Raw genomic sequence first — 26282 nt, 5'->3', positions numbered from 1 at the left:
CTCGAAAACCATTTGTCGGCGCCCACGGCACTGTTTGTAATGTGCGGCAGCTAACAAGGGTGGTTCGGGAAGAATTGAACGCCCGTTCGATCGGGTGGAATGGTTGAAAACCTATCCAAGAGGAATTTGAAAATGGCAGCAATTACTGCAGCGTTGGTTAAAGAACTGCGCGAGCGTACCGGCGAAGGCATGATGGACTGCAAGAAAGCCCTGGAAAAGGCTGACGGCGACATCGAAAAAGCCATTGATGACATGCGTGCTTCGGGGGCGATCAAGGCTGCGAAGAAGGCTGGCAACGTTGCCGCCGAAGGCGCAATCGCAATCAAGGACGACGGTAAAGCTGCCGTTATCCTGGAAGTGAACTCGCAGACCGACTTCCTGGCTCTGCAAGACGACTTCAAGAACTTCGTTGCTGCCAGCGTTGAAAAAGCTTTCGCTGACAAGCTGACCGACGCTGCTCCGCTGATCGCTTCGCAAGAAGCTGCTCGTGAAGCGCTGGTTGCCAAAGTAGGCGAAAACGTCAACATCCGTCGTCTGGCCCGTATCGAAGCTGACGTTGTAGGTTCGTACCTGCACGGCAACAAGATCGGTGTTGTTGTGGCTCTGAAAGGCGGTGACGTCGAGCTGGCCAAAGACATCGCGATGCACGTTGCTGCAAGCAACCCTGAGTTCCTGCTGCCTTCGCAAGTTTCGGCTGAAGCGATCGAGCGTGAAAAAGCTGTGTTCCTGCAGCTGAACGAAGAGAAGATCAAAGGCAAGCCAGAAAACATTGTTGAGAACATGGTCAAAGGCCGTATCAGCAAGTTCCTGGCAGAAGCAAGCCTGGTTGAGCAAGCGTTCGTCAAGAACCCTGAAATCAAGGTTGGCGAGCTGGCCAAGAAAGGCGGCGCAGAAATCGTTTCCTTCACCTACTACAAAGTGGGCGACGGCATCGAGAAGCCAGTAGACAACTTCGCTGAAGAAGTTGCTGCCCAGCTGGCTGCCGCCAAGCAGTAAGACGGTTTTTCAACTGTCGCCGAAAGAGGCTGCCCGCTAACGCGCGCAGCCTCTTTTCAGATGGGGTTGCCAATTTTTTATTGGTTTCCACTTGGAACTGACTTACAAAGCCATGTTCCGATGGCGCTGAAGCAGCGCCAAGCTAGAGTGAACGCCAGCTGTAAACAGCTCGCAAAGAATTTTAAATACGCCGCAGGAGAGATTCGCAATGGCTCAGCAGGGCAGTGGTTATCAGGCTCGCTATAAACGCATTCTACTCAAGCTTAGCGGCGAGGCCCTGATGGGCTCGGAAGAGTTCGGGATCGATCCAAAAGTGCTGGATCGGATGGCGCTGGAAGTCGGCCAGCTGGTCGGCATCGGCGTACAGGTCGGTCTGGTGATCGGCGGTGGCAACCTGTTCCGCGGCGAAGCTTTGAGCAAAGCCGGTATGGATCGGGTCACAGGCGACCACATGGGCATGCTGGCCACTGTGATGAACGCCCTGGCCATGCGCGATGCGCTGGAACGTGCCAATATCTCGGCCATCGTGATGTCGGCCATTTCCATGGTGGGTGTGACCGATCACTACGATCGCCGCAAAGCCATGCGTCACCTGAACTCCAAAGACGTCGTGATCTTCGCTGCCGGTACCGGCAACCCGTTCTTCACCACGGATTCGGCAGCCTGCCTGCGCGCAATCGAAATCGATGCCGACGTCGTGCTGAAAGCGACCAAGGTCGATGGCGTCTACACCGCTGACCCGTTCAAAGACCCGCATGCCGAGAAGTTCGATCATCTGACTTATGATGAAGTACTGGATCGCAAGCTGGGCGTGATGGATCTGACCGCTATTTGCCTGTGCCGCGACCACAAGATGCCGCTGCGCGTATTCAACATGAACAAGCCCGGTGCCCTGCTGAACATCGTCCATGGCGGCGCTGAAGGCACCCTGATCGAGGAAGGTCAACAATGATCAACGAAATCAAGAAAGACGCTCAAGAGCGCATGCAGAAATCCCTGGACTCTCTGGCCCACGCATTTGGTCAGATTCGTACCGGCAAGGCTCACCCAAGCATTCTGGGCAGCGTGATGGTGCCGTACTACGGCGCAGACACCTCCATCACCCAAGTGGCGAACATCACCGTTAAAGACTCGCGCACCCTGCAGGTCGTTGCGTTCGAGCGCAACATGCTCGCCGCAGTCGACAAAGCAATCCAGAGCGCTGGTCTGAACCTCAACCCGACCAACCTGGGCGAGTTGCTGCTGATCTCCATGCCTGCCCTGACTGAAGAAACCCGCAAGGGCTTCACCAAGCAGGCGCGCAGTGCTGCTGAAGACGCTCGTGTTGCCGTGCGCAACATCCGTCGTGACGCCTTGGGCGAGCTGAAGAAACTGGTCAAGGACAAAGAAATCAGCGAAGACGAAGAGCGTCGTGCCGCTGCCGATATTCAGAAGCTCACCGACAAGGCCGAGGCTGATATCGACACGGCTACCAAGCAAAAAGAAGCGGATCTGATGGCCGTATAAGGTTCGAGCTTTTAATGGACAAGACCAAGCAGACTGCGCCGTCCGCGGTGCCGCGCCATGTCGCGATCATCATGGATGGCAACAATCGCTGGGCGAAAAAACGCTTTATGCCAGGTGTCGCCGGGCATAAGGCGGGCGTGGATGCTGTGCGTGCGGTGATTGAGGTGTGCGCTGAGGCCAAGGTCGAAGTGCTCACCCTGTTCGCGTTTTCCAGTGAGAACTGGCAGCGCCCGGCCGATGAAGTCAGTGCCTTGATGGACCTGTTCTTCAAGGCGCTGCGGCGCGAAGCCAAGCGCCTCAACGACAACAACATCAGCCTGCGCATCATTGGCGATCGCTCACGCTTTCATCCGGAGCTTCAGGCAGCAATGCGTGAAGCTGAAGCGATGACGGCGGGTGCCAATCGTTTCATCCTGCAGATCGCCGCCAATTATGGTGGTCAGTGGGATATTGCACAGGCGGCCCAGCGTCTGGCGCGTGAAGTCCAGGCCGGGCACCTGCGCCCGGAAGACATCACTCCGGATCTGTTGCAAACCTGTCTGGCAACCGGTGATCTGCCGTTGCCGGATCTGTGCATCCGCACGGGTGGCGAGCACCGCATCAGCAACTTTCTGCTGTGGCAGCTGGCTTACGCCGAGCTGTACTTCTCCGACCTGTTCTGGCCGGACTTCAAACACGATGCCATGCGCAATGCGCTGGCCGATTTCGCTTCGCGCCAGCGTCGTTTCGGTAAAACGAGCGAACAGGTTGAAGCTGGAGCCCGGGTTTAATGCTTAAACAACGAATCATCACTGCGCTGATCCTGCTGCCGATCGCCTTGTGCGGGTTTTTCCTGCTCGAAGGTTCCGGTTTTGCCTTGTTTATCGGTCTGGTTGTGACTTTGGGTGCCTGGGAATGGGCGCGTCTGGCTGGTTTCACCGGGCAAGCGTTCCGCGTGGGTTTTGCCGCCGTGGTCGCGTTCATGTTGTTCATCATGTACATCCTGCCCGGGCTTGCCCCTTGGGTGCTGGGTGCGTCTGTGTTGTGGTGGGCGGCGGCGACCTGGCTGGTGCTGACCTATCCGCGCTCCAGCGTGCATTGGTCCAGTGCGGCAACCAAACTGGTCATCGGCCTGCTGATTCTGCTGCCGGCCTGGCAAGGTCTGGTGCAGATCAAGCAGTACCCGCTGGGTAACTGGCTGATCATGGCCGTTATGGTGCTGGTCTGGGGTGCTGATATCGGTGCTTACTTCTCTGGTCGCAAGTTCGGCAAGCGCAAGCTGGCCCCGCAAGTCAGTCCGGGCAAGAGCTGGGAAGGCGTCTACGGTGGTCTGGCGCTGAGTCTGGTGATTACCGCCATTGTCGCTTTTGTGCGTGACTGGACCGTCGCCGAACTGCTTAAAGGCTTGATCGGCGCTGCGCTGATCGTCTTCATCTCCGTTGTCGGCGACCTGACCGAAAGCATGTTCAAGCGTCAGTCCGGCATCAAGGACAGCAGTAATCTGCTGCCCGGCCATGGCGGCGTGCTTGATCGCATCGACAGTCTTACCGCGGCAATTCCGGTGTTTGCCGTGCTGTTGTGGATGGCTGCACCGTGAGTCGCCCTCAGCAGATTACCGTTCTGGGCGCGACGGGCTCGATCGGTCTGAGCACGCTTGATGTCATTGCTCGTCATCCTGAGCGTTATCAGGTTTTTGCGTTGAGTGGTTTCACGCGTCTGAGTGAGCTGTTCACCTTGTGCGTGCGTCACGTGCCGCAATTTGCCGTGGTGCCAGAGGCGGTCGCTGCGCGCGGTTTGCAGGACGATTTGCGCGCCGCCGGTTTGCCGACCCGCGTACTGGTGGGGGAGGAGGGCCTGTGTCAGGTCGCTGCTGCTCCGGAAGTCGATGCGGTGATGGCGGCGATCGTTGGTGCGGCAGGCCTGCGTCCGACCCTGGCGGCCGTCGAGGCCGGCAAGAAGATTCTCCTGGCCAATAAAGAAGCGCTGGTGATGTCTGGCGCCTTGTTCATGCAGGCGGTGCGCAAGAGCGGTTCGGTGTTGCTGCCGATCGACAGCGAGCACAACGCAATTTTCCAATGCATGCCACAGGATTTTGCCCGTGGGCTGAGTTCGGTCGGTGTTCGTCGGATTTTACTCACAGCCTCTGGCGGACCGTTCCGACAGACGCCGATGAGTGAAATGGCGCATGTTTCACCTGAGCAGGCGTGTGCACACCCGAACTGGTCCATGGGGCGCAAGATTTCGGTCGATTCGGCCAGCATGATGAATAAAGGTCTCGAACTGATCGAGGCCTGTTGGTTGTTTGATGCCAAACCCTCGCAAGTCGAGGTAGTGATCCACCCGCAGAGCGTGATTCACTCGTTGGTTGATTATGTCGACGGCTCGGTGCTGGCGCAGTTGGGCAATCCCGATATGCGTACGCCGATCGCCAACGCCCTGGCCTGGCCGGAGCGCATTGACTCCGGTGTGGCACCGCTGGATCTGTTCGCCATCGCGCGGCTGGACTTCGAAGCGCCGGATGAAGGGCGCTTCCCGTGCCTGCGTCTGGCACGTCAAGCTGCCGAGGCTGGCGACAGTGCGCCGGCGATGCTCAATGCGGCCAACGAAGTGGCGGTGGCAGCGTTTCTCGACGGACGGGTCCGTTACCTGGAAATCGCGAGTATCATCGAGGAGGTCTTGGATCTCGAGCCGGTGGTTGCGCTGGCAGATCTCGAAGCCGTGTTTACGGCAGATGCCAAGGCGCGAGTGCTGGCCGGGCAGTGGTTGAAGCGTCACGATCGATAGAATTTGCAACACAATGGCTACACGCGGCACTGAACAGGTTTGCGGAGAAAGTAGATGAGCGCGCTCTATATGATTGCCGGCACCCTGATCGCCTTGGGTGTGCTGGTCACCTTTCACGAATTCGGCCACTTCTGGGTCGCGCGTCGCTGTGGCGTCAAGGTTCTACGTTTTTCCGTAGGCTTCGGCATGCCGCTGCTGCGCTGGCATGACAAGCAGGGCACGGAGTTTGTGGTCGCGGCGATACCGCTGGGCGGTTACGTCAAGATGCTCGATGAGCGCGAAGGTGAAGTGCCGGTCGATCAGCTTGATCAGTCCTTCAACCGCAAATCCGTACGTCAGCGTATCGCCATTGTTGCGGCCGGCCCCATTGCCAACTTTCTGTTGGCGTTGGTGTTCTTCTGGGTATTGGCCATGCTTGGCAGCGAGCAGGTGCGTCCGGTCATCGGTGCGGTTGAGTCCGGCAGCATCGCCGCCAGTGCCGGTTTGAGCGCCGGTGAGGAAATCGTCGCGATCGATGGTGAGCCGACTTCCGGTTGGGCGGCTGTCAATTTGCAATTGGTACGACGCCTTGGTGAAAGCGGTTCTCTGCAATTGCTGGTGCGTGAGCAGGGTTCGACTGCGGATACGCCGCGTGAGCTGAAGCTGGATAACTGGCTCAAGGGTGCTGATGAGCCGGACCCGATTCGCTCTCTGGGTATTCGCCCATGGCGTCCGGCCTTGCCGCCGGTGCTTGCTGAGCTTGATCCGAAAGGCCCGGCCCAGGCCGCCGGTCTGAAAACCGGTGATCGACTGTTGGCCCTTGATGGTCAGGCGCTGAATGACTGGCAGCAAGTGGTCGATACCGTTCGTACGCGTCCTGATACCAAAATCATGCTGCGCATCGAGCGTGACAGTGCTCAAATCGATGTCCCTGTGACCTTGGCTGCGCGTGGTGAAAGCAAATCGCCAAGCGGATATCTGGGCGCAGGCGTGAAAGCTGTCGACTGGCCACCGGAAATGATCCGTGAGGTCAGTTATGGGCCGTTGGCCGCGATTGGCGAGGGTGCCCGACGCACTTGGACCATGAGCATTCTGACGCTGGATTCACTCAAGAAAATGCTGTTCGGCGAGCTCTCGGTAAAAAACTTGAGTGGACCGATAACCATTGCTAAAGTGGCGGGCGCTTCTGCCCAGTCGGGCGTCGCTGATTTCCTGAATTTCCTTGCTTATCTGAGTATTAGCCTGGGCGTTCTGAATTTGCTGCCCATTCCTGTACTGGATGGGGGGCATTTGTTGTTTTATCTGATCGAGTGGGCGCGTGGTCGTCCCTTGTCGGATCGGGTGCAAGGTTGGGGGATACAGATCGGTATCAGTTTGGTGGTCGGGGTGATGTTGCTTGCTCTGGTCAACGATCTGGGTCGACTGTAACGCTTCGCTGAATTGCGAATCTGCCGCATTTTGCGGCAGTTTGTTTATTGCCAGTTGGAATAAGAAAGGACTTCATGAAACGTCTGCTGCTAACTGCGGTTCTCACCGTATTGATGATCGCCGAAGTTCACGCCGAGTCCTTCACTATCTCTGATATTCGCGTCAATGGCCTCCAGCGGGTCTCCGCGGGTAGCGTCTTTGGTGCCTTGCCGTTGAACGTCGGTGAGCAGGCGGATGATCGTCGCCTGGTGGAATCCACTCGTGCGTTGTTCAAAACCGGTTTCTTTCAAGATATCCAGCTGGGCCGCGAAGGCAACGTTCTGGTCATCACGGTCGTCGAGCGTCCGTCGGTCGCCAGTATCGAAATCGAAGGCAACAAGGCGATCTCGACTGAAGACCTGATGAAAGGTCTCAAGCAATCCGGTCTGGCCGAAGGCGAGATCTTCCAGCGCGCCACGCTTGAGGGCGTGCGTAACGAACTGCAGCGTCAGTACGTCGCGCAAGGTCGCTACTCGGCTACGGTCGATACCGAAGTGGTATCGCAACCGCGTAACCGCGTCGGCCTGAAAGTGAAGATCAACGAAGGTACCGTTGCGGCGATTCAGCACATCAACGTGGTGGGCAACACGGTTTTCCCTGAGGAAGACCTGACCGACCTGTTCGAACTGAAGACCACCAACTGGCTGTCGTTCTTCAAGAACGATGACAAGTACGCCCGTGAAAAACTGTCCGGTGACCTGGAGCGTCTGCGTTCCTACTACCTGGATCGTGGCTATATCAACATGGATATCGCTTCGACTCAGGTGTCGATCACCCCGGACAAAAAACACGTCTACATCACTGTCAACGTCACCGAAGGCGAGAAGTACACCGTTCGTGACGTCAAACTCAGTGGTGATCTGAAAGTCCCTGAAGATCAGGTCAAGTCCCTGCTGCTGGTGCAGAAGGGTCAGGTGTTCTCGCGCAAACTGATGACCACCACCTCCGAGCTGATCACCCGTCGTCTGGGTAACGAGGGTTACACCTTCGCCAACGTCAACGGCGTACCTCAGCCGCACGATGAAGATCACACCGTCGATATCCTGTTCGCTGTCGATCCGGGCAAGCGCGCCTACGTCAACCGCATCAACTTCCGTGGCAACACCAAGTCCGAAGACGAAGTGCTGCGCCGTGAAATGCGTCAGATGGAAGGCGGCTGGGCTTCGACTTACCTGATCGACCAATCCAAGACCCGTCTTGAGCGTCTGGGCTTCTTTAAAGAGGTCAACGTTGAAACTCCGGCTGTTCCGGGTGTCGACGACCAGGTTGACGTGAACTACGCCGTTGAAGAACAGGCTTCCGGTTCGATTACCGCCAGTGTCGGTTTCGCCCAGAGTGCCGGTCTGATCCTTGGTGGTTCGATCACCCAGAACAACTTCCTCGGTACCGGTAACCGCGTCAGCATCGGCCTGACCCGCAGCGAATACCAGAGCCGCTACAACTTCGGTTACGTTGACCCGTACTGGACCGCCGATGGCGTGAGCCTGGGTTACAACGCGTTCTATCGCACCACTGACTACAAAGACCTCGACGTCGACGTAGCGAGCTATGCGGTAGACAGCCTGGGTGCCGGCGTGAACGTTGGCTACCCGATCAGCGAGACTTCGCGTCTGACCTTTGGCCTGTCGGTTCAACAGGACGAGATCAAGACCGGTACCTATACCGTTGACGAGATTTTCGACTTCGTTAACAAGGAAGGCGACAAGTACCTGAACTTCAAGGCTTCGGCCGGCTGGTCCGAGTCGACTCTGAACAAAGGCGTACTGCCGACCCGTGGTCGTTCCCAGAGTCTGACCCTGGAAACCACAGTGCCGGGCAGCGACCTGTCGTTCTACAAACTTGATTACCGCGGTCAACTGTTCCAGCCAATCAGCGAGAACTACACCCTGCGTCTGCACACCGAGCTGGGTTATGGCGACGGATACGGCGGAACCGATGGCTTGCCATTCTATGAAAACTACTATGCTGGTGGTTTCAACTCGGTTCGTGGCTTCAAGGACAGCACTCTCGGCCCACGCAGTACGCCGAGCCGTGGTACCAACCCGGGCACGCTGGCTGACCCGGACCAGGATCCGCTGCCGTTCGGTGGTAACGTCCTGATCCAGGGTGGTGTCGAGGTTCTGTTCCCGCTGCCGTTCGTGAAAGATCAGCGTTCCCTGCGCACTTCTGTTTTCTGGGATGTGGGTAACGTATTTGACTCGCAGTGCAAGGACACTACCAATGCGAACGGCTCGACGTCGAACACCAAGTGCAACGACATCAGCCTGAGCAACATGGCCAGTTCCGTGGGTGTGGGTGTGACCTGGGTCACCGCACTGGGTCCTCTGAGCTTCGCGTTGGCCATGCCGATCAAGAAGCCGGATGAGGCTGAAACTCAAGTGTTCCAATTCTCCCTCGGCCAGACGTTCTAAGCGTCTGACCCAAGATAACGACAATGGATTTTGTAGGAGTGCATCGTGCGTAAGTTGACTCAATTGGTTCTCCTGGCCTCCTTGATGGTGGCAGGCCCGGCATTTGCCGACATGAAAATTGCCGTTCTGAACTATCAGATGGCCCTGCTGGAATCCGACGCGGCGAAGAAATATGCCGTGGATGCCGAGAAGAAGTTCGGTCCGCAACTGACCAAACTGAAGACGCTGGAAAGCAGCGCCAAAGGCATTCAGGACCGTCTGATGGCCGGTGGCGACAAAATGCAGCAAGGTGAGCGTGAGCGTCTGGAGCTGGAATTCAAGCAAAAGGCTCGCGACTTCCAGTTCCAGTCCAAGGAGCTGAACGAAGCGAAAGCCGTTGCCGACCGCGAAATGCTCAAGCAACTGAAGCCGAAACTGGATAGCGCAGTGGAAGAAGTCATCAAGAAAGGTGGTTTTGACCTGGTGTTCGAGCGTGGCGCAGTGATCGATGTCAAACCTCAGTACGACATCACGCGCCAGGTTATCGAGCGCATGAATCAGCTGAAGTAACCCATGACCGTGACTATCAAACTCGGCCAGTTGGCCGAGTTCCTCGGCGCCACCCTGCGTGGCGACCCTGAGACGAAAATTACTGGGCTAGCCACTTTGCAAGAGGCTGGCCCAGCTCAGTTGAGCTTTCTGGCAAACCCTCAATATCGCAAATACCTGGCGGGCTCGCAGGCAGCTGCATTGCTGCTCAAAGAAGCTGATGCCGAAGGATTTGCCGGTAATGCGTTGGTCGTGCCTGATCCTTACCTGGCTTATGCGCGTATCTCTCATTTGTTCGATCCCAAGCCAAAAGCTGCGGCTGGTATTCACCCATCTGCAGTGATTGCGGCGGACGCGGTGGTTGATCCAACCGCCAGCATCGGCCCTTTTGTAGTGATCGAGGCCGGCGCACGCGTTGGTGCGCAAGTGACACTGGGTGCGCATTGTGTCGTCGGTGCCCGCAGCGAAATCGGCGAAGGCGGCTGGCTAGCGCCCCGCGTGACGCTGTATCACGACGTGCGCATCGGCAAGCGTGTGGTGATCCAGTCCGGTGCCGTGCTCGGCGGTGAAGGTTTTGGTTTTGCCAACGAAAAAGGTATCTGGCAGAAGATCGCGCAGATCGGTGGCGTGACCATCGGCGACGATGTCGAGATTGGCGTGAATACCGCCATCGACCGCGGCGCTCTGGCTGATACCGTGATCGGCAACGGCGTGAAGCTCGACAATCAGATCCAGATCGCCCACAACGTTCAGGTCGGTGATCACACTGCCATGGCCGCATGTGTCGGGATCTCCGGCAGCACCAAGATTGGCAAGCATTGCATGCTCGCCGGTGGTGTCGGTCTGGTCGGCCACATTGATATTTGCGACAACGTTTTCCTGACCGGGATGACCATGGTGACCCACTCGATTACCGAGCCGGGTGCCTATTCTTCCGGCACAGCCATGCAACCGGCGGCCGAATGGCGCAAAAGCGCGGCCCGCATCCGTCAGCTCGATGACATCGCGCGACGTTTGAAACAGCTGGAAAAGCGCGTAGGGGAAGTGACCCCTGACGGCAATGCTTCATCAGATGGCTGATACCATTTCCATATCAAGTGTGCACAGCCGCTAGACTGCCTCCTTGATTTGCTAGAGGAGTGCGCGTCAGTCGCGCTCCCAATCTTTACATAGGCTTCCCCCCGAAATGATGGACATCAACGAGATTCGCGAATACCTGCCTCACCGTTACCCGTTCCTGCTGGTGGACCGGGTGGTGGAACTGGACACTGAAGGCAAGCGCATTCGCGCCTACAAGAATGTCAGCATCAATGAACCGTTCTTCAATGGTCACTTCCCTGCGCATCCAATCATGCCTGGCGTGCTGATCATCGAAGCGATGGCTCAGGCTGCCGGGATCCTCGGTTTCAAAATGCTTGATGTGAAGCCTGCCGACGGCACGCTTTACTACTTCGTCGGTTCCGACAAGCTGCGCTTCCGCCAGCCTGTGCTGCCGGGCGATCAGTTGATCCTCGAAGCCAAGTTCATCAGTTGCAAGCGCCAGATCTGGAAATTCGAATGCCAGGCTTCGGTCGACGGCAAACCAGTCTGCTCCGCTGAAATCATCTGCGCGGAACGCAAGCTATGAGTTTGATTGACCCTCGCGCAATCATCGATCCGTCGGCCGTTCTGGCTGATGGCGTCGAGGTCGGCCCGTGGTCGATCATCGGCGCAGGTGTGGAAATCGGCGAGGGTACCGTGATCGGGCCGCATGTGATCCTCAAAGGCCCGACCCGCATCGGCAAGCACAATCGCATCTACCAGTTTTCCTCGGTAGGCGAAGACACGCCTGATCTGAAGTACAAGGGTGAAGAAACCCGTCTGGTGATCGGTGACCACAACGTCATCCGCGAAGGCGTGACGATTCATCGTGGCACCGTGCAGGACCGTTCGGAAACCACGCTGGGCGATCACAACCTGATCATGGCCTATGCGCACATCGGTCACGACAGCGTCATCGGCAACCACTGCATTCTGGTCAACAACACCGCGTTGGCCGGCCATGTGCACGTGGATGACTGGGCGATCCTCTCCGGGTTTACTCTGGTTCATCAGTATTGCCACATTGGCGCTCACAGCTTTTCCGGCATGGGCACCGCCATCGGCAAGGACGTTCCGGCGTTCGTCACCGTGTTCGGCAACCCGGCCGAAGCACGCAGCATGAACTTCGAAGGCATGCGCCGTCGCGGTTTCAGTGAAGACGCGATCCACACCCTGCGTCGCGCTTACAAAACCGTCTATCGCCAAGGCCTCACGGTCGAACAGGCGTTGGCCGAACTGGCCGAGCCTGCTGCGCAGTTCCCGGAAGTTGCGATATTCCGTGACTCCATTCAGTCGTCGACTCGCGGCATCACTCGCTGATCATGGCCAATTTGCGTATTGCGCTGGTGGCGGGTGAAGCTTCCGGTGACATTCTCGGCGCCGGTCTCATGCGCGCGCTCAAGGCTCAGCATCCGGCGGTCGAGTTCATCGGCGTCGGCGGCCCGTTGATGCAGGCCGAAGGCCTGACGTCCTACTTTCCCATGGAACGCTTGTCGGTCATGGGCCTGGTGGAAGTCCTCGGCCGGCTGCGCGAATTGCTCAAGCGCCGCAAAGACCTGATCGCCACGCTGATCGCCGAGAAGCCGGACGTATTCATCGGTATCGACGCGCCGGACTTCAACCTCAATATCGAACTCAAGCTGCGTCAGGCCGGGATCAAAACCGTGCATTACGTCAGCCCTTCGGTGTGGGCATGGCGGCAGAAGCGTGTACTGAAGATCCGCGAAGGCTGCGATCTGATGCTGACGCTGCTGCCGTTCGAAGCAAAATTTTACGAAGAGAAGGGCGTGCCAGTGCGGTTCGTCGGTCACACCCTGGCCGATACCATTCCATTGGAAGCTGATCGTGCTGCGGCACGTGCCGAGCTGGGCTTGCCCGACGGCCCACTGGTGGCATTGATGCCCGGCAGCCGGGGCGGCGAAGTCTCTCGTCTGGGTGCACTGTTCCTCGACACCGCCGAACGCCTGCGCGCCATGCGCCCGGGTTTGCGCTTTGTCATTCCTTGCGCCAATCCGGAACGCCGCGCGCAACTTGAAGAGCTACTCGCCGGACGTGATCTGCCGGTGACCTTGCTCGATGGCAAATCCCATCTGGCTCTGGCCGCGTGCAACGCCGTGTTGATCGCCTCCGGTACTGCCACCCTTGAAGCGCTGTTGTACAAACGACCGATGGTGGTGGCGTACCGTTTGGCGCCGCTGACGTTCTGGATTCTCAAGCGCATGGTCAAGAGCCCGTACGTGTCCCTGCCGAACCTGCTGGCCCAGCGTCTGCTGGTCCCGGAATTGTTGCAGGATGATGCCACGGTCGAAGCACTGGCGCAGACGCTGTCGCCGCTGATCGAAGGTGGCGAAGAACAAACACGCGGTTTCGACGAGATCCATCGCACGCTGCGGCTGGATGCCTCCAATCAGGCGGCGGACGCCGTCCTCAACCTGATCGGTCAGACACGATGAGCAAGACAAGCATGCAGATGGGCCTGGATTTCACTCTGGTCGCCGAAGTTGAAGAACTGGTGGCCGGTGTCGATGAAGTCGGTCGCGGCCCGTTGTGCGGGGCGGTGGTGACGGCGGCGGTGATTCTCGATCCGAACCGGCCGATCCTCGGTCTCAACGACTCGAAGAAACTCACCGAAGCCAAACGCGAAAAGCTCTACGACGAAATCATCGAGAAGTCCCTGAGCTGGTGCATCGCCCGCGCCGAAGTCGAAGAAATCGACGAGCTGAACATCCTCCACGCAACCATGCTGGCCATGCAGCGCGCGGTGGCCGGCCTGCACATTCAGCCGAAACTGGCGATGATCGACGGCAACCGCTGCCCGCAACTGCCGATGCGCGCCGAAGCGGTGGTGCAGGGCGACGGCAAGGTGCCGGCTATCGCTGCGGCGTCGATTCTGGCCAAGGTCAGTCGCGACCGTGAAATGGCTGCCTTCGAATTGATCTACCCGGGTTATGGCATCGGTGGCCATAAAGGCTACCCGACGCCCGTTCATCTGGAAGCGTTGGCGCGTCTTGGTCCGACGCCGATTCACCGGCGCTCGTTCGCCCCGGTGCGTCAGGCTTATGAAGCGCTGGAAGGTCTGACGCAGGTTTAGTCGCAAGGCTGATGTTTTGTTCGAGGCCCGGTACAATCCGGGCCTTGTTGTCTCTATGTAACTGGACAGGATCACTATGCCGGCTTCATTCGTTCATCTACGCCTGCACACTGAATACTCCCTGGTCGACGGGCTGGTGCGGATCAAGCCGCTGGTCAAGGCGCTGACGGCCATGAACATGCCGGCGGTCGCGGTCACCGACCAGAACAACATGTGTTCTCTGGTCAAATTCTATAAAAACACCATGGGCGCGGGCATCAAGCCGATCTGCGGCGCCGACCTGTGGCTGTCGAACAAGGACCCGGACGCACCGCTGAGCCGGCTCAGCCTGTTGGTGATGAACGCCAAAGGCTATCGCAACCTCACCGAGCTGATCTCGCGCGGTTTCATCGAAGGCCAGCGCAACGGCATGATCATTGTCGAGCGCGAGTGGGTGGCCGAGGCCAACGAAGGTCTGATCATGCTGTCCGCCGCCAAAGAAGGCGAGATCGGCATGGCCATGATCGGTGGTAACCCGGCCGAAGCCGAAGCCTTGGCGCGTGAATGGATGGCGGTGTTCCCGGATCGTTTCTATCTGGAAATCCAGCGCACCAATCGTCCCAACGATGAAGAACAACTGCACGGTGCCGTCGCACTTGCCGACAAACTGGGCGCGCCGCTGGTGGCGACCAACGATGTGCGCTTCATCAAGCAGGAAGACTTCGCCGCCCACGAAACCCGCGTGTGCATCGGTGAGGGCCGCGCCCTCGACGATCCGCGGCGCTCGAAGAATTACAGCGATCAGCAATACCTGAAAAGCGCCGAGGAAATGCTCGAGCTGTTCAGCGATATTCCCGATGCGATTGAAAACACCGTCGAGATCGCCAAGCGCTGCAACATCGAAGTGAAGCTGGGCACTCACTTCCTGCCTAACTTCCCGATCCCCGATGGCATGACCATCGACGAATATTTCCGCAAAGTCTCCTTCGACGGTCTCGAAGAGCGCTTGTCGGTGCTGCTGCCCAAAGACACTACCGAAGACTACGAAGCCAAGCGCCAGGTCTATGTCGACCGCTTGAATTTCGAGCTGGATATCATCATCCAGATGGGCTTCCCCGGTTACTTCCTGATCGTTATGGACTTTATCCAGTGGGCCAAGAACAACGGCGTGCCGGTAGGTCCGGGCCGTGGGTCGGGTGCCGGTTCGTTGGTGGCTTATGTACAGAAGATCACCGACCTCGATCCGCTGGAATACGACCTGCTGTTCGAACGTTTCCTTAACCCGGAACGGGTATCGATGCCCGACTTCGACGTCGACTTCTGCATGGACGGTCGTGACCGCGTGATCGATTACGTGGCCGAGAAATACGGCCGCAACGCGGTAAGCCAGATCATCACTTTCGGTTCCATGGCCGCCAAGGCTGTGGTGCGCGACGTGGCGCGGGTACAGGGCAAGTCCTACGGCCTGGCGGATCGTCTGTCGAAGATGATTCCGTTCGAAGTCGGCATGACCCTGGAAAAAGCCTACGAGCAGGAAGAAATCCTCCGTGACTTCATCAAGGTTGATGAAGAGGCTGCGGAAATCTGGGAGATGGCGCGCAAGCTCGAAGGCGTCGTGCGTAACGTCGGTAAACATGCCGGTGGTGTGGTAATCGCGCCGACCAAACTGACCGACTTCTCGCCGATCTATTGCGACGAGGCCGGTGACGGTCTGGTAACCCAGTTCGACAAGGACGACGTTGAAGCGGCCGGTCTGGTGAAGTTCGACTTCCTTGGTCTGCGGACCCTGACGATCATCGACTGGGCACTGAAAACCATCAACCGCGACCGCGCCAAGGTCAACGAGCCGCCGCTGGATATTGCGTTTATCCCGCTGGACGACAAGCCGACCTACACGCTGTTGCAGAAAGCCGAAACCACTGCGGTGTTCCAGCTTGAATCCCGCGGCATGAAAGAGCTGATCAAAAAGCTCAAGCCCGACTGCCTGGAAGACTTGATCGCACTGGTGGCCCTGTTCCGTCCGGGCCCGCTGCAGTCCGGCATGGTGGATGACTTCATCAACCGTAAGCACGGTCGCGCCGAACTGGCGTACCCGCACTCGGATTACCAGTACGAAGGGTTGAAGCCTGTTCTGGCGCCGACTTACGGCATCATCCTGTATCAGGAACAGGTGATGCAGATTGCTCAGGTCATGGCCGGTTACACCCTCGGCGGTGCGGACATGCTCCGTCGCGCCATGGGTAAGAAGAAACCCGAGGAAATGGCCAAGCAGCGCGGCGGTTTCATTGAAGGTTGCGCGACCAACAATATCGACGCCGACCTCGCCGGTAACATTTTCGACTTGGTAGAAAAATTCGCCGGTTACGGCTTCAACAAATCCCACTCCGCCGCCTACGGCCTGGTCTCGTACCAGACTGCATGGTTGAAAGCCCACTACCCGGCGCCGTTCATGGCAGCGGTACTTTCTGCGGATATGCACAACACCGACAAGGTCGTGACCTTGATCGAGGAAGTGCGCACGATGAAGCTGCGCCTCGACGCGCCGGACGTGAACACTTCGGAGTTCAAGTTCACGGTGAACGACGACGGCCGTATCGTCTACGGCCTGGGCGCGATCAAAGGTGTTGGTGAAGGCCCGGTTGAGGCCATTACCGAAGCGCGTCAGGCCGGTCCGTTCAAGGATCTGTTCGACTTCTGCGCCCGTGTCGACCTCAAGCGCATCAACAAACGTACGCTCGACGGTTTGATCCGCAGCGGTGCGCTGGATCGCCTGGGGCCGTATTTCCACGACGAACAAAAAGCCTATCAGGCCAACATCGATCGCAACCGCGCGGTGCTGCTGGCCGCGATGGAGGAAGCGATCAAATCCGCCGAACAGACTGCCCGCACCCACGACAGCGGTCACGCCGACCTGTTTGGCGGTTTGTTTGTCGAGGAGGACGCCGACGTTTACGCGGTTCATCGCAAAGCCAAGGAGTTGACCCTCAAGGAGCGCCTCAAAGGTGAGAAAGACACCTTGGGTCTGTACCTGACCGGTCACCCGATCGACGAATACGAAGGCGAGATTCGGCGTTTCGCCCGTCAGCGCATCATCGACCTGAAACCGGCCCGGGATACGCAAACCGTGGCGGGGATGATCATTGCCCTGCGCGTGATGAAGAACAAGAAGGGCGACAAGATGGGCTTCATCACCCTCGACGACCGCTCGGGGCGGATCGAGGCATCGTTGTTTGCCGATGCGTTCCATTCTGCGCAATCGCTGTTGCAGACCGACGCAATGGTGGTGGTTGAAGGCGAAGTCAGCAATGACGACTTCTCCGGTGGTCTGCGCCTGCGGGTCAAGCGCGTGATGAGCATGGAAGATGCGCGCACCAACCTCGCCGAGAGCCTGCGCCTGAAGCTGCAAACTCAGGACCTGAAAGGCGATCAGCTACGCTGGTTGGGCGATCTGCTCAAGCGTCACCGCGGCGCTTGCCCGATCACCATGGAGTACACCAGCCCGGATGCGAAGACCTTGCTGCAGTTCGGCGAGACCTGGCGAATTGATCCGGCGGATGCCTTGATTCAGGCTCTGCGTGACCAGTTCGGGCGAGACAACGTCTTCCTCCAATACCGTTGACCGGCAAGTGCCATCATTGCGCTTGCCCGCAACCTGAATTTTTAATCTCGACCTCAGCGCGCCTCTCCCTTAAGGTAGGGCGCGAATAGACAACCGGCCGGCCCAAGCTCATTTGGGACACGACCCAAGACGGACGCCTATGAACCCGAATTTTCTAGATTTCGAACAGCCGATCGCCGACCTGCAAGCCAAGATCGAAGAGTTGCGCTTGGTCGGTAATGACAATTCGCTGAATATCGGCGATGAGATCTCCCGCCTGCAGGACAAGAGCAAAACGCTGACCGAGGACATCTTCGGCAAGCTGACCAGCTGGCAGATCGCACGCCTGGCGCGTCACCCGAAACGCCCGTACACCCTGGATTACATCGAGCACATCTTCACCGAGTTCGACGAGCTGCACGGCGACCGTCACTTCTCTGATGACGCTGCCATCGTTGGCGGCATCGCCCGTCTGGAAGATCAGCCGGTGATGATCATCGGCCACCAGAAGGGCCGTGAAGTGCGCGAGAAGGTACGCCGCAACTTCGGCATGCCGCGTCCGGAAGGCTACCGCAAGGCTTGCCGCCTGATGGAAATGGCCGAGCGTTTCAAAATGCCGATCCTCACCTTCATCGACACCCCGGGCGCCTACCCTGGGATCGACGCTGAAGAGCGCAACCAGAGCGAAGCAATCGCCTGGAACCTGCGTGTGATGTCGCGCCTGAAGACCCCGATCATCGCCACCGTTATCGGTGAGGGTGGTTCCGGCGGTGCACTGGCCATCGGTGTCTGCGATCAGCTGAACATGCTGCAATATTCGACCTACGCGGTGATCTCGCCGGAAGGTTGCGCTTCGATTCTGTGGAAAACCGCAGAAAAAGCGCCGGATGCTGCTGAGGCGATGGGCATTACCGCCGAGCGTCTGAAAGGCCTCGGCATCGTCGATAAAGTTATCGGCGAGCCTCTGGGTGGTGCGCACCGTGATCCAGCCGCTGCTGCGGCGTCGATCCGTGCCGAGCTGAGCTCGCAACTGGCGATGCTGAAGAAGTTCGATAACGAAGCGCTGTTGAAGCGTCGTTATGATCGACTGATGAGCTACGGTCTCTAAGTCGAGCGCAATACCCCTGTAGGAGCTGCCGAAGGCTGCGATCTTTCAAGATCAAAAGATCGCAGCCTTCGGCAGCTCCTACAGGATCCTTGAGAAGCGACCCTCTCTATGAATTCTTCGAAGAGTGATTTGCCTTCCCGGCTGTTGCTGAACCTTGAGCCTTGGCGCAATGCCGCTCATTGGCGCGTCGCGTTCTCCGGTGGTCTCGATTCCACCGTCCTGCTGCATCTGCTTGCCTCTCTGGCAAAATCTGAATCCCTCCCCGCGCTAAGCGCAATCCATATCCATCACGGCCTTCAGGCTGCGGCTGATGCGTGGCCACAACACTGCCGGTCTGTCTGTGATGCGCTGAGGGTGCCGTTGCTGATTGAGCGGGTGAAGGTGCAACCGGGTGCAAGTCTGGAGCGGGCGGCGCGGGATGCGCGTTACGCGGTGTTCAGTTCGCTGACGCAAGCCAATGACGTGTTGCTCACTGGCCAGCATCGTGATGATCAAGCGGAAACGCTGTTGTTTCGATTCATGCGTGGTGCGGGTGTGCGCGGATTGGCGGGGATGCCCAAGCAGCGACCAGTCGGGCAGGGCACACTGATTCGTCCGTTACTGGATGTCTCCCGGTCCGAGCTGGAAGCGTATGCGCAGGCTCACCAATTAGTCTGGATCGAAGACCCATCGAATCAGGATCGGCAGTTCTCGCGCAACTACTTGCGCCATCAAGTCATGCCGCTGCTGACTGAGCGCTGGCCGCAGGCGCAGGCGAGCATGGCCCGCAGCGCCGCGCATTTGCGTGAAGCCCAGGGACTGCTCGATGAGCTGGCGCAGATTGATCTGGCTGACGCCGCCACCGCGCATGAATTCGAATGGCTGGGATTGCCGTCATTGGAACTGGCACCCCTGGCTGCATTGTCTGTCGCTCGTCAACGAAATGCCCTCAGCCACTGGCTGGAACCACTGACCCGACTACCCGACACCGACCATTGGTCGGGTTGGGCGAATCTGTGCGACGCCGCCCATGACGCAGCGCCAATCTGGCGTCTGGCCGATGGCGAACTGCACCGCAGCGCCGGCCGTCTGTGGTGGCTCAGGGGTGACTGGCTGCGTACGCCAGTGATCGGCTGCGAGTGGCAGAGCCCGTCTTCAGCGCTACGCTTGGCCAATAACGGACGTGTCATGTTCAGCGGGCAGACTCCCGGCGGACCGTTGCGTGTTGCCTATCGTCAGGGCGGTGAAGTCATGCATCTGGGTGATCGAGGTCACCGTGATCTCAAGCGCCTGCTCAATGAGCGCGCGGTGCCGGGCTTCGTGCGTGGCAGATTGCCGCTGCTGTTTCGTGACGATGAATTGCTCGCGGTGGCGAACCTGCCGGGACTTGATGGCGATATGCACGAGGGCTGGAAATTGCATTGGCTGCCAACAGACGAAGATCAAGGTTTGAGCTGAAAGGAGCATTCCGGTAGACTACGCTCCCTTCTTGATACAACTTCTGTGGATTCGCCTGAATTGCAGGAGTTGCCGATTACCAAGCAGTCTTTGCTGGGCGATTCCAAAAAATGTGTAGCGAGCAACGTACCGGTGTTTCATCTGCCGGTCTGTCCCAACGCGGCGGTTTTTTTGAAAGGTGCACTGTGATTAATGCAGGTGATCGGGGGCTTCGGCCTTCCTTCGCTTTCCCCGGCGGCTCGTACCGCTTTAACGCAGACTTCTAGGGTTTTTCATGACGCGCTACATATTCGTCACGGGCGGTGTTGTTTCTTCATTGGGGAAAGGCATTGCATCGGCTTCATTGGCAGCCATCCTGGAGGCGCGGGGACTTAAGGTCACCATGCTGAAGCTGGATCCGTACATCAACGTCGATCCGGGCACCATGAGCCCGTTCCAGCACGGTGAAGTGTTCGTCACCCACGACGGCGCCGAAACCGACCTGGACCTGGGTCACTACGAGCGGTTCATCCGCACGACCATGACCCAGAACAACAACTTCACCACTGGCCGTGTCTACGAGCACGTGCTGCGCAAAGAGCGCCGTGGTGACTACCTGGGTGCAACCATCCAGGTGATCCCGCACATCACCGACGAAATCAAGCGACGCATCATCAAGGGTGCCGGTGACGCTGACGTGGCGATGGTTGAAATCGGTGGCACCGTCGGTGACATCGAGTCGCAACCGTTCCTCGAAGCCATCCGTCAACTGCGTTTCGAAGTCGGCGCCAAGCGCGCGATGCTGATGCACCTGACGCTGGTGCCGTACATCGCCACCGCTGGTGAAACCAAAACCAAGCCAACCCAGCACTCGGTAAAAGAGCTGCGTTCGATCGGCCTGCAGCCAGACGTGCTGGTGTGCCGTTCCGATCACCCGATCGACATCTCGTCGCGTCGCAAGATCGCTCAGTTCACCAACGTTGAAGAACGTGCGGTGATCGCGCTGGAAGACGCCGACACCATCTACAAGATCCCGGGCATCCTGCACTCGCAGGGTCTGGACGATTTCGTCGTTGAGCGTTTCGGTCTGCAATGCGGCAGCGCTGATCTGTCCGAGTGGGAAGCGGTGGTTGACGCCAAGCTGAACCCGGAACACGAAGTGACCATCGCCATGGTCGGCAAGTACATGGAGCTGCTGGACGCCTACAAGTCGCTGATCGAAGCGATGAGTCACGCCGGCATCAGCAACCGCACCAAGGTCAATCTGCGTTACATCGATTCCGAAGACATCGAAAACCAGGGCACTGCGCTGCTCGAAGGTGTCGACGCGATTCTCGTACCGGGCGGCTTCGGTCTGCGCGGCGTGGAAGGCAAGATCACTGCCGTTCAGTACGCTCGTGAAAACAAGGTTCCGTACCTGGGTATCTGCCTCGGTATGCAAGTGGCGGTCATCGAGTTCGCCCGTAACGTGATGGGCTGGAAAGACGCCAACTCCACCGAGTTCGACCGCGCCAGCGGCCACCCGGTTGTGGGTCTGATCACCGAGTGGGAAGACGCGACCGGCGCAGTCGAAGTGCGTACCGAAAGCTCCGATCTGGGCGGCACCATGCGTCTCGGCGCTCAGGAATGCCTGCTCGAAGCCGGCTCCAAGGTGCACGACTGCTACGGCAAGGACGTGATTGTTGAACGTCACCGTCACCGTTATGAAGTGAACAACAACCTGCTGCCACAAATCATCGAAGCCGGCCTGAAAATTTCCGGTCGCTCCGCTGACGCGGCATTGGTTGAAGTGGTTGAAGCTCCGGACCATCCATGGTTCGTCGCTTGCCAGTTCCACCCTGAGTTCACCTCGACACCACGTGATGGCCATCCGCTGTTCAGCGGTTTTGTCAAAGCAGCGTTGGCTCAACACCAGAAGAAGGCGTAACCCCGATGGCACAGAAGATCATCCGCGTCGGCGACATCGAGATTGCCAACGACAAACCCATGGTGCTGTTCGGTGGCATGAACGTGCTGGAAAGCCGCGACATGGCCATGCAGGTTTGCGAGGAGTATGTGAAGGTCACCGAGAAACTCGGTATCCCTTACGTGTTCAAGGCCAGTTTCGACAAGGCCAACCGTTCTTCTGTGACCTCCTATCGTGGTCCTGGCCTGGAAGAGGGCATGCGCATCTTCCAGGACATCAAACAAGCCTTCGGCGTACCGATCATCACCGACGTCCACGAGCCTGATCAGGCCGCGGTCGTCGCTGAGGTCTGCGACATCATTCAACTGCCGGCCTTCCTGTCGCGCCAGACCGATCTGGTTGTCGCGATGGCCAAGACCAACGCAGTGATCAACATCAAGAAAGCCCAGTTCCTCGCGCCTCAGGAAATGAAACACATCCTGAACAAGTGCGTGGAAGCGGGTAACGATCAACTGATCCTCTGCGAGCGTGGTTCGAGCTTCGGCTACAACAACCTCGTGGTCGACATGCTCGGCTTCGGCATCATGAAGCAGTTCGAGTACCCGGTATTCTTCGACGTGACCCACGCGCTGCAAATGCCGGGTGGTCGTGCCGACTCCGCCGGCGGTCGCCGCGCACAGGTTCTGGATCTGGCCAAGGCCGGCATGAGCCAGTCGCTGGCGGGTCTGTTCCTCGAAGCGCACCCGGATCCGGACAACGCCAAATGCGACGGCCCTTGCGCCTTGCGCCTGGACAAACTGGAGCCATTCCTGGCCCAGCTCAAAGCTCTGGACGAACTGGTGAAGAGTTTTCCGACGGTAGAAACCGCGTAACACTCAATTCTCCGGTAAAGTACCGCACGATTTGTCGCTCATGCCCTCGGGCATGAGCGTTATCGTCTGCAAGTCTGCCCGCTGCACACCCCTTGCCGACGGTAAAAAGATTTCCTCTAGCTGCGTCGTTTTCGTCAACTTTGGAGTGTTTACAACAATGGCAAAAATCGTCGACATCAAAGGTCGTGAAGTTCTCGACTCCCGTGGCAATCCCACCGTGGAAGCGGACGTGCTTCTCGACAACGGCATCATCGGCAGCGCGTGCGCGCCGTCCGGTGCATCCACTGGCTCGCGTGAAGCGCTCGAGCTGCGTGATGGCGACAAGAGCCGTTACCTGGGCAAGGGCGTGCTCAAAGCGGTAGCCAACATCAACGGTCCGATCCGCGATCTGCTGCTGGGCACCGACCCAAGCGACCAGAAAGCCCTGGATCACGCGATGATCAAGCTCGACGGTACCGAAAACAAAGCGACCTTGGGCGCCAACGCCATCCTCGCCGTGTCCCTGGCTGCGGCCAAGGCTGCTGCACAGGATCAGGATCTGCCGCTGTACGCACACATCGCCAACCTCAACGGCACGCCGGGTGTTTACTCGATGCCGGTACCGATGATGAACATCATCAACGGTGGCGAGCACGCCGATAACAACGTCGACATCCAGGAATTCATGGTGCAGCCGGTTGGCGCCAAGTCGTTCTCGGAAGGTCTGCGCATGGGCACCGAGATTTTCCATCACTTGAAAGCTGTGCTGAAGGCCCGTGGCCTGAGCACTGCCGTTGGCGACGAAGGCGGTTTCGCACCGAACCTGGCGTCCAACGAAGACGCGCTGAAAGTGATCTCGGAAGCGGTGGCCAACGCCGGTTACAAGCTGGGCACCGACGTGACCCTAGCGCTGGACTGCGCGGCCAGCGAATTCTACGAAGACGGCAAGTACAACCTGTCCGGCGAAGGTCAGGTGTTCACCGCTGAAGGTTTCGCTGACTACCTGAAAGGCCTGACCGAACGTTACCCGATCATCTCGATCGAAGACGGTCTGGACGAGTCGGACTGGGCTGGCTGGAAGATCCTCACCGACAAGATCGGCGAGAAGGTTCAATTGGTAGGCGACGACCTGTTCGTCACCAACACCAAGATCCTGAAAGAGGGCATCGATAAAAACATCGCCAACTCGATCCTGATCAAGTTCAACCAGATCGGCACCCTGACCGAAACCCTGGAAGCCATCCAGATGGCCAAGGCTGCCGGTTACACCGCAGTGATCTCGCACCGTTCGGGCGAAACCGAAGATTCGACCATTGCCGACCTGGCCGTGGGCACCTCGGCTGGCCAGATCAAGACCGGTTCGCTGTGCCGTTCCGACCGCGTTTCCAAGTACAACCAACTGCTGCGTATCGAAGAGCAGTTGAATGGCAAGGCCAAGTACAACGGTCGCAGCGAATTCCGCGGCTAAGTACAAATCGATGGAAGGACACCGGATTGTGTCGAAAAAGTCGTGACAGCGATGGATTTGCCACTAATCTGATGCCTTAACAGCACAAGCCTGGGTCTTCCAGGCTTCGTGCTATCAGATGCTTCAAAGTTTTGGCGTGGCTGTCTTTTTTCACTGGATACCTGATATTCGATGCGCAGTCCTTACTGGTTGTTTCTCGTTTTGCTCTTGCTACTGGCCGGTCTGCAGTACCGCCTGTGGGTGGGCAATGGCAGTCTGGCGCAAGTCGCCGAGCTGAATCAGCAGATTGCTGATCAACACGCCGAGAACGAAGGTTTGCTGGAGCGCAACCGAGTGATGGACGCTGAAGTCAGCGAGTTGAAAAAAGGCATGGAGACCGTTGAAGAGCGGGCTCGTCACGAGCTGGGCATGGTCAAGGACGGCGAAACCCTTTACCAGTTGGCCCAATGATCAATTCCCTGCCGGCCTTCTGGGCCGTGATTCCTGCCGCGGGCGTCGGTGCCCGAATGGCCGCGGACCGTCCCAAGCAATATCTGCAACTGGGCGGGCGCACAATTCTCGAACACAGCCTCGGCTGTTTCCTCGATCACCCAAGCCTTAAAGGGCTGGTGGTCAGTCTTGCGGTTGATGATCCTTACTGGCCGAACCTGGCGTGCGTCAGCGATCCGCGCATTCAGCGGGTTGACGGCGGGACCGAGCGTTCTGGTTCGGTGCTCAATGCCTTGCTGCATTTGCATGCGCAGGGTGCCGATGATGAAGATTGGGTGCTGGTGCACGATGCGGCACGACCGAATCTGAGTCGCGAAGATCTCGACAAGTTACTCGATGAACTGGCGGATGATCCGGTGGGCGGTTTGCTCGCGGTGCCGGCGCGCGACACTTTGAAGCGAGTCGACAAGCACGGTCGTGTGCTGGAAACCGTCGATCGCAGCGTGATCTGGCAGGCGTATACGCCGCAGATGTTTCGCCTCGGCGCGTTGCATCGGGCGTTGGCGGACAGTCTGGTTGCTGATGCTGTGATTACCGATGAAGCATCTGCGATGGAGTGGGCCGGTCTCAAGCCGCGACTGATTGAAGGGCGGGCGGATAACCTCAAGGTGACCCGGCCGGAAGATCTGGAATGGTTGCGTCAGCGTTGGGCTAACCGTCGCTAAAAGATCGCAGCCTTCGGCAGCTCCTACATTGGAATGCGAACCCCTGTAGGAGCTGCCGAAGGCTGCGATCTTTTGCTTTTCAACCTCGATATTCCGGCCGCTCAGCCAATCCCTCCTTCAAAAAATCCACCAACTTGCGCACCTTCGGCGACAAATGCCGCTGCTGCGGGTACAACGCCCACACCGCCGTATTCGGCGGCTGATGCGCCTCCAGCAACGAAATCAGTGCACCGCTGTGCAGATGCTCCAGCACGTAATAATCCGGCAACTGACACAACCCCACTCCCTGCAACGCCGCATCCAGCACCGCTTGCCCACTGTTGCAGCGCCAGTTGCCCTGCACCCGCTGGGAAAATTCCCGCCCGTTTTGCTCAAGCTGCCAGATGTCCGAGCTGCCGATCAGACAATTATGGCGAGACAGTTCCGACAGGCTGTGTGGGCGGCCGTACCGCTCAACGTAGGACGGTGACGCGCAGAGATACATTCGCCGTGGCGCCAAGCGTGTCGCGACCAACCGCGAGTCCTGCAAACGCCCCAGACGAATCGCCAGATCCAGCCCTTCATGCACCAGATCGAGCTGGCGGTTGCTCAGTTCGATATCGATGCGCAGCTGCGGATAAAGCCCCATGAAGCGCGTCACCAACGGCACTATAAAACGTTCGCCGTAAGCCACGGCACAGGTCATGCGCAGCATGCCTTTCGGTTCGCTGGTCAGATCGCCAACCGCACGCAGTGCTTCCTCACGACCATCCTGCAAGCGTTGGCAATGTTGCAGGAATGTCTGTCCGGCCTCAGTCAGCGTCACCCGGCGGGTGCTTCGATAGAGCAGGCGCGTCTGTAAACGCTCCTCCAACCGTACGATTTGTCGACTGACGTGCGAGGACGAAACCCCAAGACGTTCGGCAGCGGCAGTGAACTGGCTGCATTCAGCGACGGCAACGAACTCGTCGATGCCTTCCCAGCGGTTTTCGGACATCGGGA

23 protein-coding genes are annotated in these 26282 nt (G+C 58.4%); 22 read left to right on the top strand and 1 reads right to left on the bottom strand.

Translation table 11 applies throughout. From position 1 onward, the window contains the following. The first annotated feature begins 132 nt into the window (after positions 1-132). From tsf to ispD, 22 genes are all read left to right on the top strand, one after another. On the top strand, positions 133-996 hold the full coding sequence (gene tsf, locus CKW17_RS06945) for a translation elongation factor Ts (protein WP_095119292.1): 864 nt from the start codon (positions 133-135) through the stop codon (positions 994-996). A gap of 208 nt (positions 997-1204) precedes the next feature. Continuing rightward, entirely contained in the window at positions 1205-1948 is a 744-nt protein-coding gene (gene pyrH, locus CKW17_RS06940) for a UMP kinase (protein WP_003222124.1), read from the top strand. Next, entirely contained in the window at positions 1945-2502 is a 558-nt protein-coding gene (frr, locus tag CKW17_RS06935; RefSeq protein WP_007908855.1) for a ribosome recycling factor, read from the top strand. The genes pyrH and frr overlap by 4 nt, the downstream gene beginning before the upstream one ends. A gap of 14 nt (positions 2503-2516) precedes the next feature. Beyond that, the gene (gene uppS, locus CKW17_RS06930; protein WP_007908854.1) at positions 2517-3272 is read left to right on the top strand and encodes a polyprenyl diphosphate synthase; all 756 of its coding nucleotides are present in this window, start codon (positions 2517-2519) and stop codon (positions 3270-3272) included. After that, the gene (locus tag CKW17_RS06925; RefSeq protein WP_095119291.1) at positions 3272-4078 is read left to right on the top strand and encodes a phosphatidate cytidylyltransferase; all 807 of its coding nucleotides are present in this window, start codon (positions 3272-3274) and stop codon (positions 4076-4078) included. Before uppS ends, CKW17_RS06925 begins: the two co-directional genes overlap by 1 nt. Beyond that, on the top strand, positions 4075-5265 hold the full coding sequence (gene ispC, locus CKW17_RS06920; RefSeq protein ID WP_095119290.1) for a 1-deoxy-D-xylulose-5-phosphate reductoisomerase: 1191 nt from the start codon (positions 4075-4077) through the stop codon (positions 5263-5265). The genes CKW17_RS06925 and ispC overlap by 4 nt, the downstream gene beginning before the upstream one ends. 54 nt (positions 5266-5319) lie before the next feature. Continuing rightward, positions 5320-6672 (top strand): sigma E protease regulator RseP, encoded by a 1353-nt coding sequence (rseP, locus tag CKW17_RS06915; RefSeq protein WP_095119289.1) that lies wholly within the window; start codon positions 5320-5322, stop codon positions 6670-6672. Positions 6673-6746: 74 nt separating this feature from the next. Further along, entirely contained in the window at positions 6747-9122 is a 2376-nt protein-coding gene (gene bamA, locus CKW17_RS06910) for an outer membrane protein assembly factor BamA (protein ID WP_038357906.1), read from the top strand. Positions 9123-9167: 45 nt separating this feature from the next. Next, on the top strand, positions 9168-9671 hold the full coding sequence (locus CKW17_RS06905; protein WP_007908849.1) for an OmpH family outer membrane protein: 504 nt from the start codon (positions 9168-9170) through the stop codon (positions 9669-9671). Positions 9672-9674: 3 nt separating this feature from the next. Continuing rightward, positions 9675-10730 carry a UDP-3-O-(3-hydroxymyristoyl)glucosamine N-acyltransferase gene (lpxD, locus tag CKW17_RS06900; protein WP_095119288.1) on the top strand — a complete coding sequence of 352 codons (1056 nt, stop codon included), beginning with the start codon at positions 9675-9677 and terminating at the stop codon, positions 10728-10730. Positions 10731-10836: 106 nt separating this feature from the next. Then, a complete protein-coding gene (fabZ, locus tag CKW17_RS06895) occupies positions 10837-11277 on the top strand; it encodes a 3-hydroxyacyl-ACP dehydratase FabZ (RefSeq protein ID WP_003222142.1) in 441 nt (146 codons plus the stop codon). Then, positions 11274-12050 (top strand): acyl-ACP--UDP-N-acetylglucosamine O-acyltransferase, encoded by a 777-nt coding sequence (gene lpxA / locus CKW17_RS06890; protein WP_007908847.1) that lies wholly within the window; start codon positions 11274-11276, stop codon positions 12048-12050. The genes fabZ and lpxA overlap by 4 nt, the downstream gene beginning before the upstream one ends. A gap of 2 nt (positions 12051-12052) precedes the next feature. Then, entirely contained in the window at positions 12053-13183 is a 1131-nt protein-coding gene (gene lpxB / locus CKW17_RS06885) for a lipid-A-disaccharide synthase (protein ID WP_016985089.1), read from the top strand. Between the two features lie 11 nt (positions 13184-13194). Next, a complete protein-coding gene (rnhB, locus tag CKW17_RS06880) occupies positions 13195-13821 on the top strand; it encodes a ribonuclease HII (RefSeq protein ID WP_102902612.1) in 627 nt (208 codons plus the stop codon). A 76-nt stretch (positions 13822-13897) separates the two neighbouring features. After that, positions 13898-17419 carry a DNA polymerase III subunit alpha gene (gene dnaE, locus CKW17_RS06875; protein WP_095119286.1) on the top strand — a complete coding sequence of 1174 codons (3522 nt, stop codon included), beginning with the start codon at positions 13898-13900 and terminating at the stop codon, positions 17417-17419. 139 nt (positions 17420-17558) lie between these two features. After that, positions 17559-18506 (top strand): acetyl-CoA carboxylase carboxyltransferase subunit alpha, encoded by a 948-nt coding sequence (locus tag CKW17_RS06870; RefSeq protein ID WP_038357918.1) that lies wholly within the window; start codon positions 17559-17561, stop codon positions 18504-18506. A gap of 108 nt (positions 18507-18614) precedes the next feature. Further along, a complete protein-coding gene (gene tilS, locus CKW17_RS06865) occupies positions 18615-19943 on the top strand; it encodes a tRNA lysidine(34) synthetase TilS (protein WP_095119285.1) in 1329 nt (442 codons plus the stop codon). Positions 19944-20217: 274 nt separating this feature from the next. Further along, on the top strand, positions 20218-21849 hold the full coding sequence (locus CKW17_RS06860) for a CTP synthase (RefSeq protein ID WP_095119284.1): 1632 nt from the start codon (positions 20218-20220) through the stop codon (positions 21847-21849). Between the two features lie 5 nt (positions 21850-21854). Continuing rightward, positions 21855-22700 (top strand): 3-deoxy-8-phosphooctulonate synthase, encoded by an 846-nt coding sequence (gene kdsA, locus CKW17_RS06855; RefSeq protein WP_016985082.1) that lies wholly within the window; start codon positions 21855-21857, stop codon positions 22698-22700. Positions 22701-22857: 157 nt separating this feature from the next. Continuing rightward, on the top strand, positions 22858-24147 hold the full coding sequence (gene eno / locus CKW17_RS06850) for a phosphopyruvate hydratase (RefSeq protein ID WP_007908839.1): 1290 nt from the start codon (positions 22858-22860) through the stop codon (positions 24145-24147). A 171-nt stretch (positions 24148-24318) separates the two neighbouring features. Next, positions 24319-24597 carry a cell division protein FtsB gene (gene ftsB, locus CKW17_RS06845; protein ID WP_007908838.1) on the top strand — a complete coding sequence of 93 codons (279 nt, stop codon included), beginning with the start codon at positions 24319-24321 and terminating at the stop codon, positions 24595-24597. Continuing rightward, a complete protein-coding gene (ispD, locus tag CKW17_RS06840; protein ID WP_095119283.1) occupies positions 24594-25301 on the top strand; it encodes a 2-C-methyl-D-erythritol 4-phosphate cytidylyltransferase in 708 nt (235 codons plus the stop codon). The genes ftsB and ispD overlap by 4 nt, the downstream gene beginning before the upstream one ends. A gap of 79 nt (positions 25302-25380) precedes the next feature. Here ispD and CKW17_RS06835 read toward each other — a convergent pair whose 3' ends face one another. Further along, positions 25381-26277 (bottom strand): LysR substrate-binding domain-containing protein, encoded by an 897-nt coding sequence (locus tag CKW17_RS06835; protein WP_095119282.1) that lies wholly within the window; start codon positions 26275-26277, stop codon positions 25381-25383. Between the last annotated feature and the right edge of the window lie 5 nt (positions 26278-26282).

It is taken from the genome of Pseudomonas sp. Irchel s3f10, assembly GCF_900187515.1.
GTDB classification, from domain to species: domain Bacteria; phylum Pseudomonadota; class Gammaproteobacteria; order Pseudomonadales; family Pseudomonadaceae; genus Aquipseudomonas; species Aquipseudomonas tensinigenes.
This window is presented reverse-complemented; position numbering and strand designations above follow the sequence as displayed.

What these genes read in the sequence shown, in the direction of transcription:
- dnaE (WP_095119286.1), top strand. Translation starts at nt 13,898, where the DNA reads ATGCCGGCTTCATTCGTTCATCTACGCCTGCACACTGAATACTCCCTG.
- eno (WP_007908839.1), top strand. Translation starts at nt 22,858, where the DNA reads ATGGCAAAAATCGTCGACATCAAAGGTCGTGAAGTTCTCGACTCCCGT.
- kdsA (WP_016985082.1), top strand. Translation starts at nt 21,855, where the DNA reads ATGGCACAGAAGATCATCCGCGTCGGCGACATCGAGATTGCCAACGAC.
- tilS (WP_095119285.1), top strand. Translation starts at nt 18,615, where the DNA reads ATGAATTCTTCGAAGAGTGATTTGCCTTCCCGGCTGTTGCTGAACCTT.
- lpxD (WP_095119288.1), top strand. Translation starts at nt 9,675, where the DNA reads ATGACCGTGACTATCAAACTCGGCCAGTTGGCCGAGTTCCTCGGCGCC.
- lpxA (WP_007908847.1), top strand. Translation starts at nt 11,274, where the DNA reads ATGAGTTTGATTGACCCTCGCGCAATCATCGATCCGTCGGCCGTTCTG.
- ispD (WP_095119283.1), top strand. Translation starts at nt 24,594, where the DNA reads ATGATCAATTCCCTGCCGGCCTTCTGGGCCGTGATTCCTGCCGCGGGC.
- CKW17_RS06835 (WP_095119282.1), bottom strand. Translation starts at nt 26,277, where the DNA reads ATGTCCGAAAACCGCTGGGAAGGCATCGACGAGTTCGTTGCCGTCGCT.
- frr (WP_007908855.1), top strand. Translation starts at nt 1,945, where the DNA reads ATGATCAACGAAATCAAGAAAGACGCTCAAGAGCGCATGCAGAAATCC.
- pyrH (WP_003222124.1), top strand. Translation starts at nt 1,205, where the DNA reads ATGGCTCAGCAGGGCAGTGGTTATCAGGCTCGCTATAAACGCATTCTA.
- CKW17_RS06870 (WP_038357918.1), top strand. Translation starts at nt 17,559, where the DNA reads ATGAACCCGAATTTTCTAGATTTCGAACAGCCGATCGCCGACCTGCAA.
- tsf (WP_095119292.1), top strand. Translation starts at nt 133, where the DNA reads ATGGCAGCAATTACTGCAGCGTTGGTTAAAGAACTGCGCGAGCGTACC.
- rnhB (WP_102902612.1), top strand. Translation starts at nt 13,195, where the DNA reads ATGCAGATGGGCCTGGATTTCACTCTGGTCGCCGAAGTTGAAGAACTG.
- bamA (WP_038357906.1), top strand. Translation starts at nt 6,747, where the DNA reads ATGAAACGTCTGCTGCTAACTGCGGTTCTCACCGTATTGATGATCGCC.
- uppS (WP_007908854.1), top strand. Translation starts at nt 2,517, where the DNA reads ATGGACAAGACCAAGCAGACTGCGCCGTCCGCGGTGCCGCGCCATGTC.
- rseP (WP_095119289.1), top strand. Translation starts at nt 5,320, where the DNA reads ATGAGCGCGCTCTATATGATTGCCGGCACCCTGATCGCCTTGGGTGTG.
- CKW17_RS06925 (WP_095119291.1), top strand. Translation starts at nt 3,272, where the DNA reads ATGCTTAAACAACGAATCATCACTGCGCTGATCCTGCTGCCGATCGCC.
- lpxB (WP_016985089.1), top strand. Translation starts at nt 12,053, where the DNA reads ATGGCCAATTTGCGTATTGCGCTGGTGGCGGGTGAAGCTTCCGGTGAC.
- fabZ (WP_003222142.1), top strand. Translation starts at nt 10,837, where the DNA reads ATGATGGACATCAACGAGATTCGCGAATACCTGCCTCACCGTTACCCG.
- ftsB (WP_007908838.1), top strand. Translation starts at nt 24,319, where the DNA reads ATGCGCAGTCCTTACTGGTTGTTTCTCGTTTTGCTCTTGCTACTGGCC.
- CKW17_RS06860 (WP_095119284.1), top strand. Translation starts at nt 20,218, where the DNA reads ATGACGCGCTACATATTCGTCACGGGCGGTGTTGTTTCTTCATTGGGG.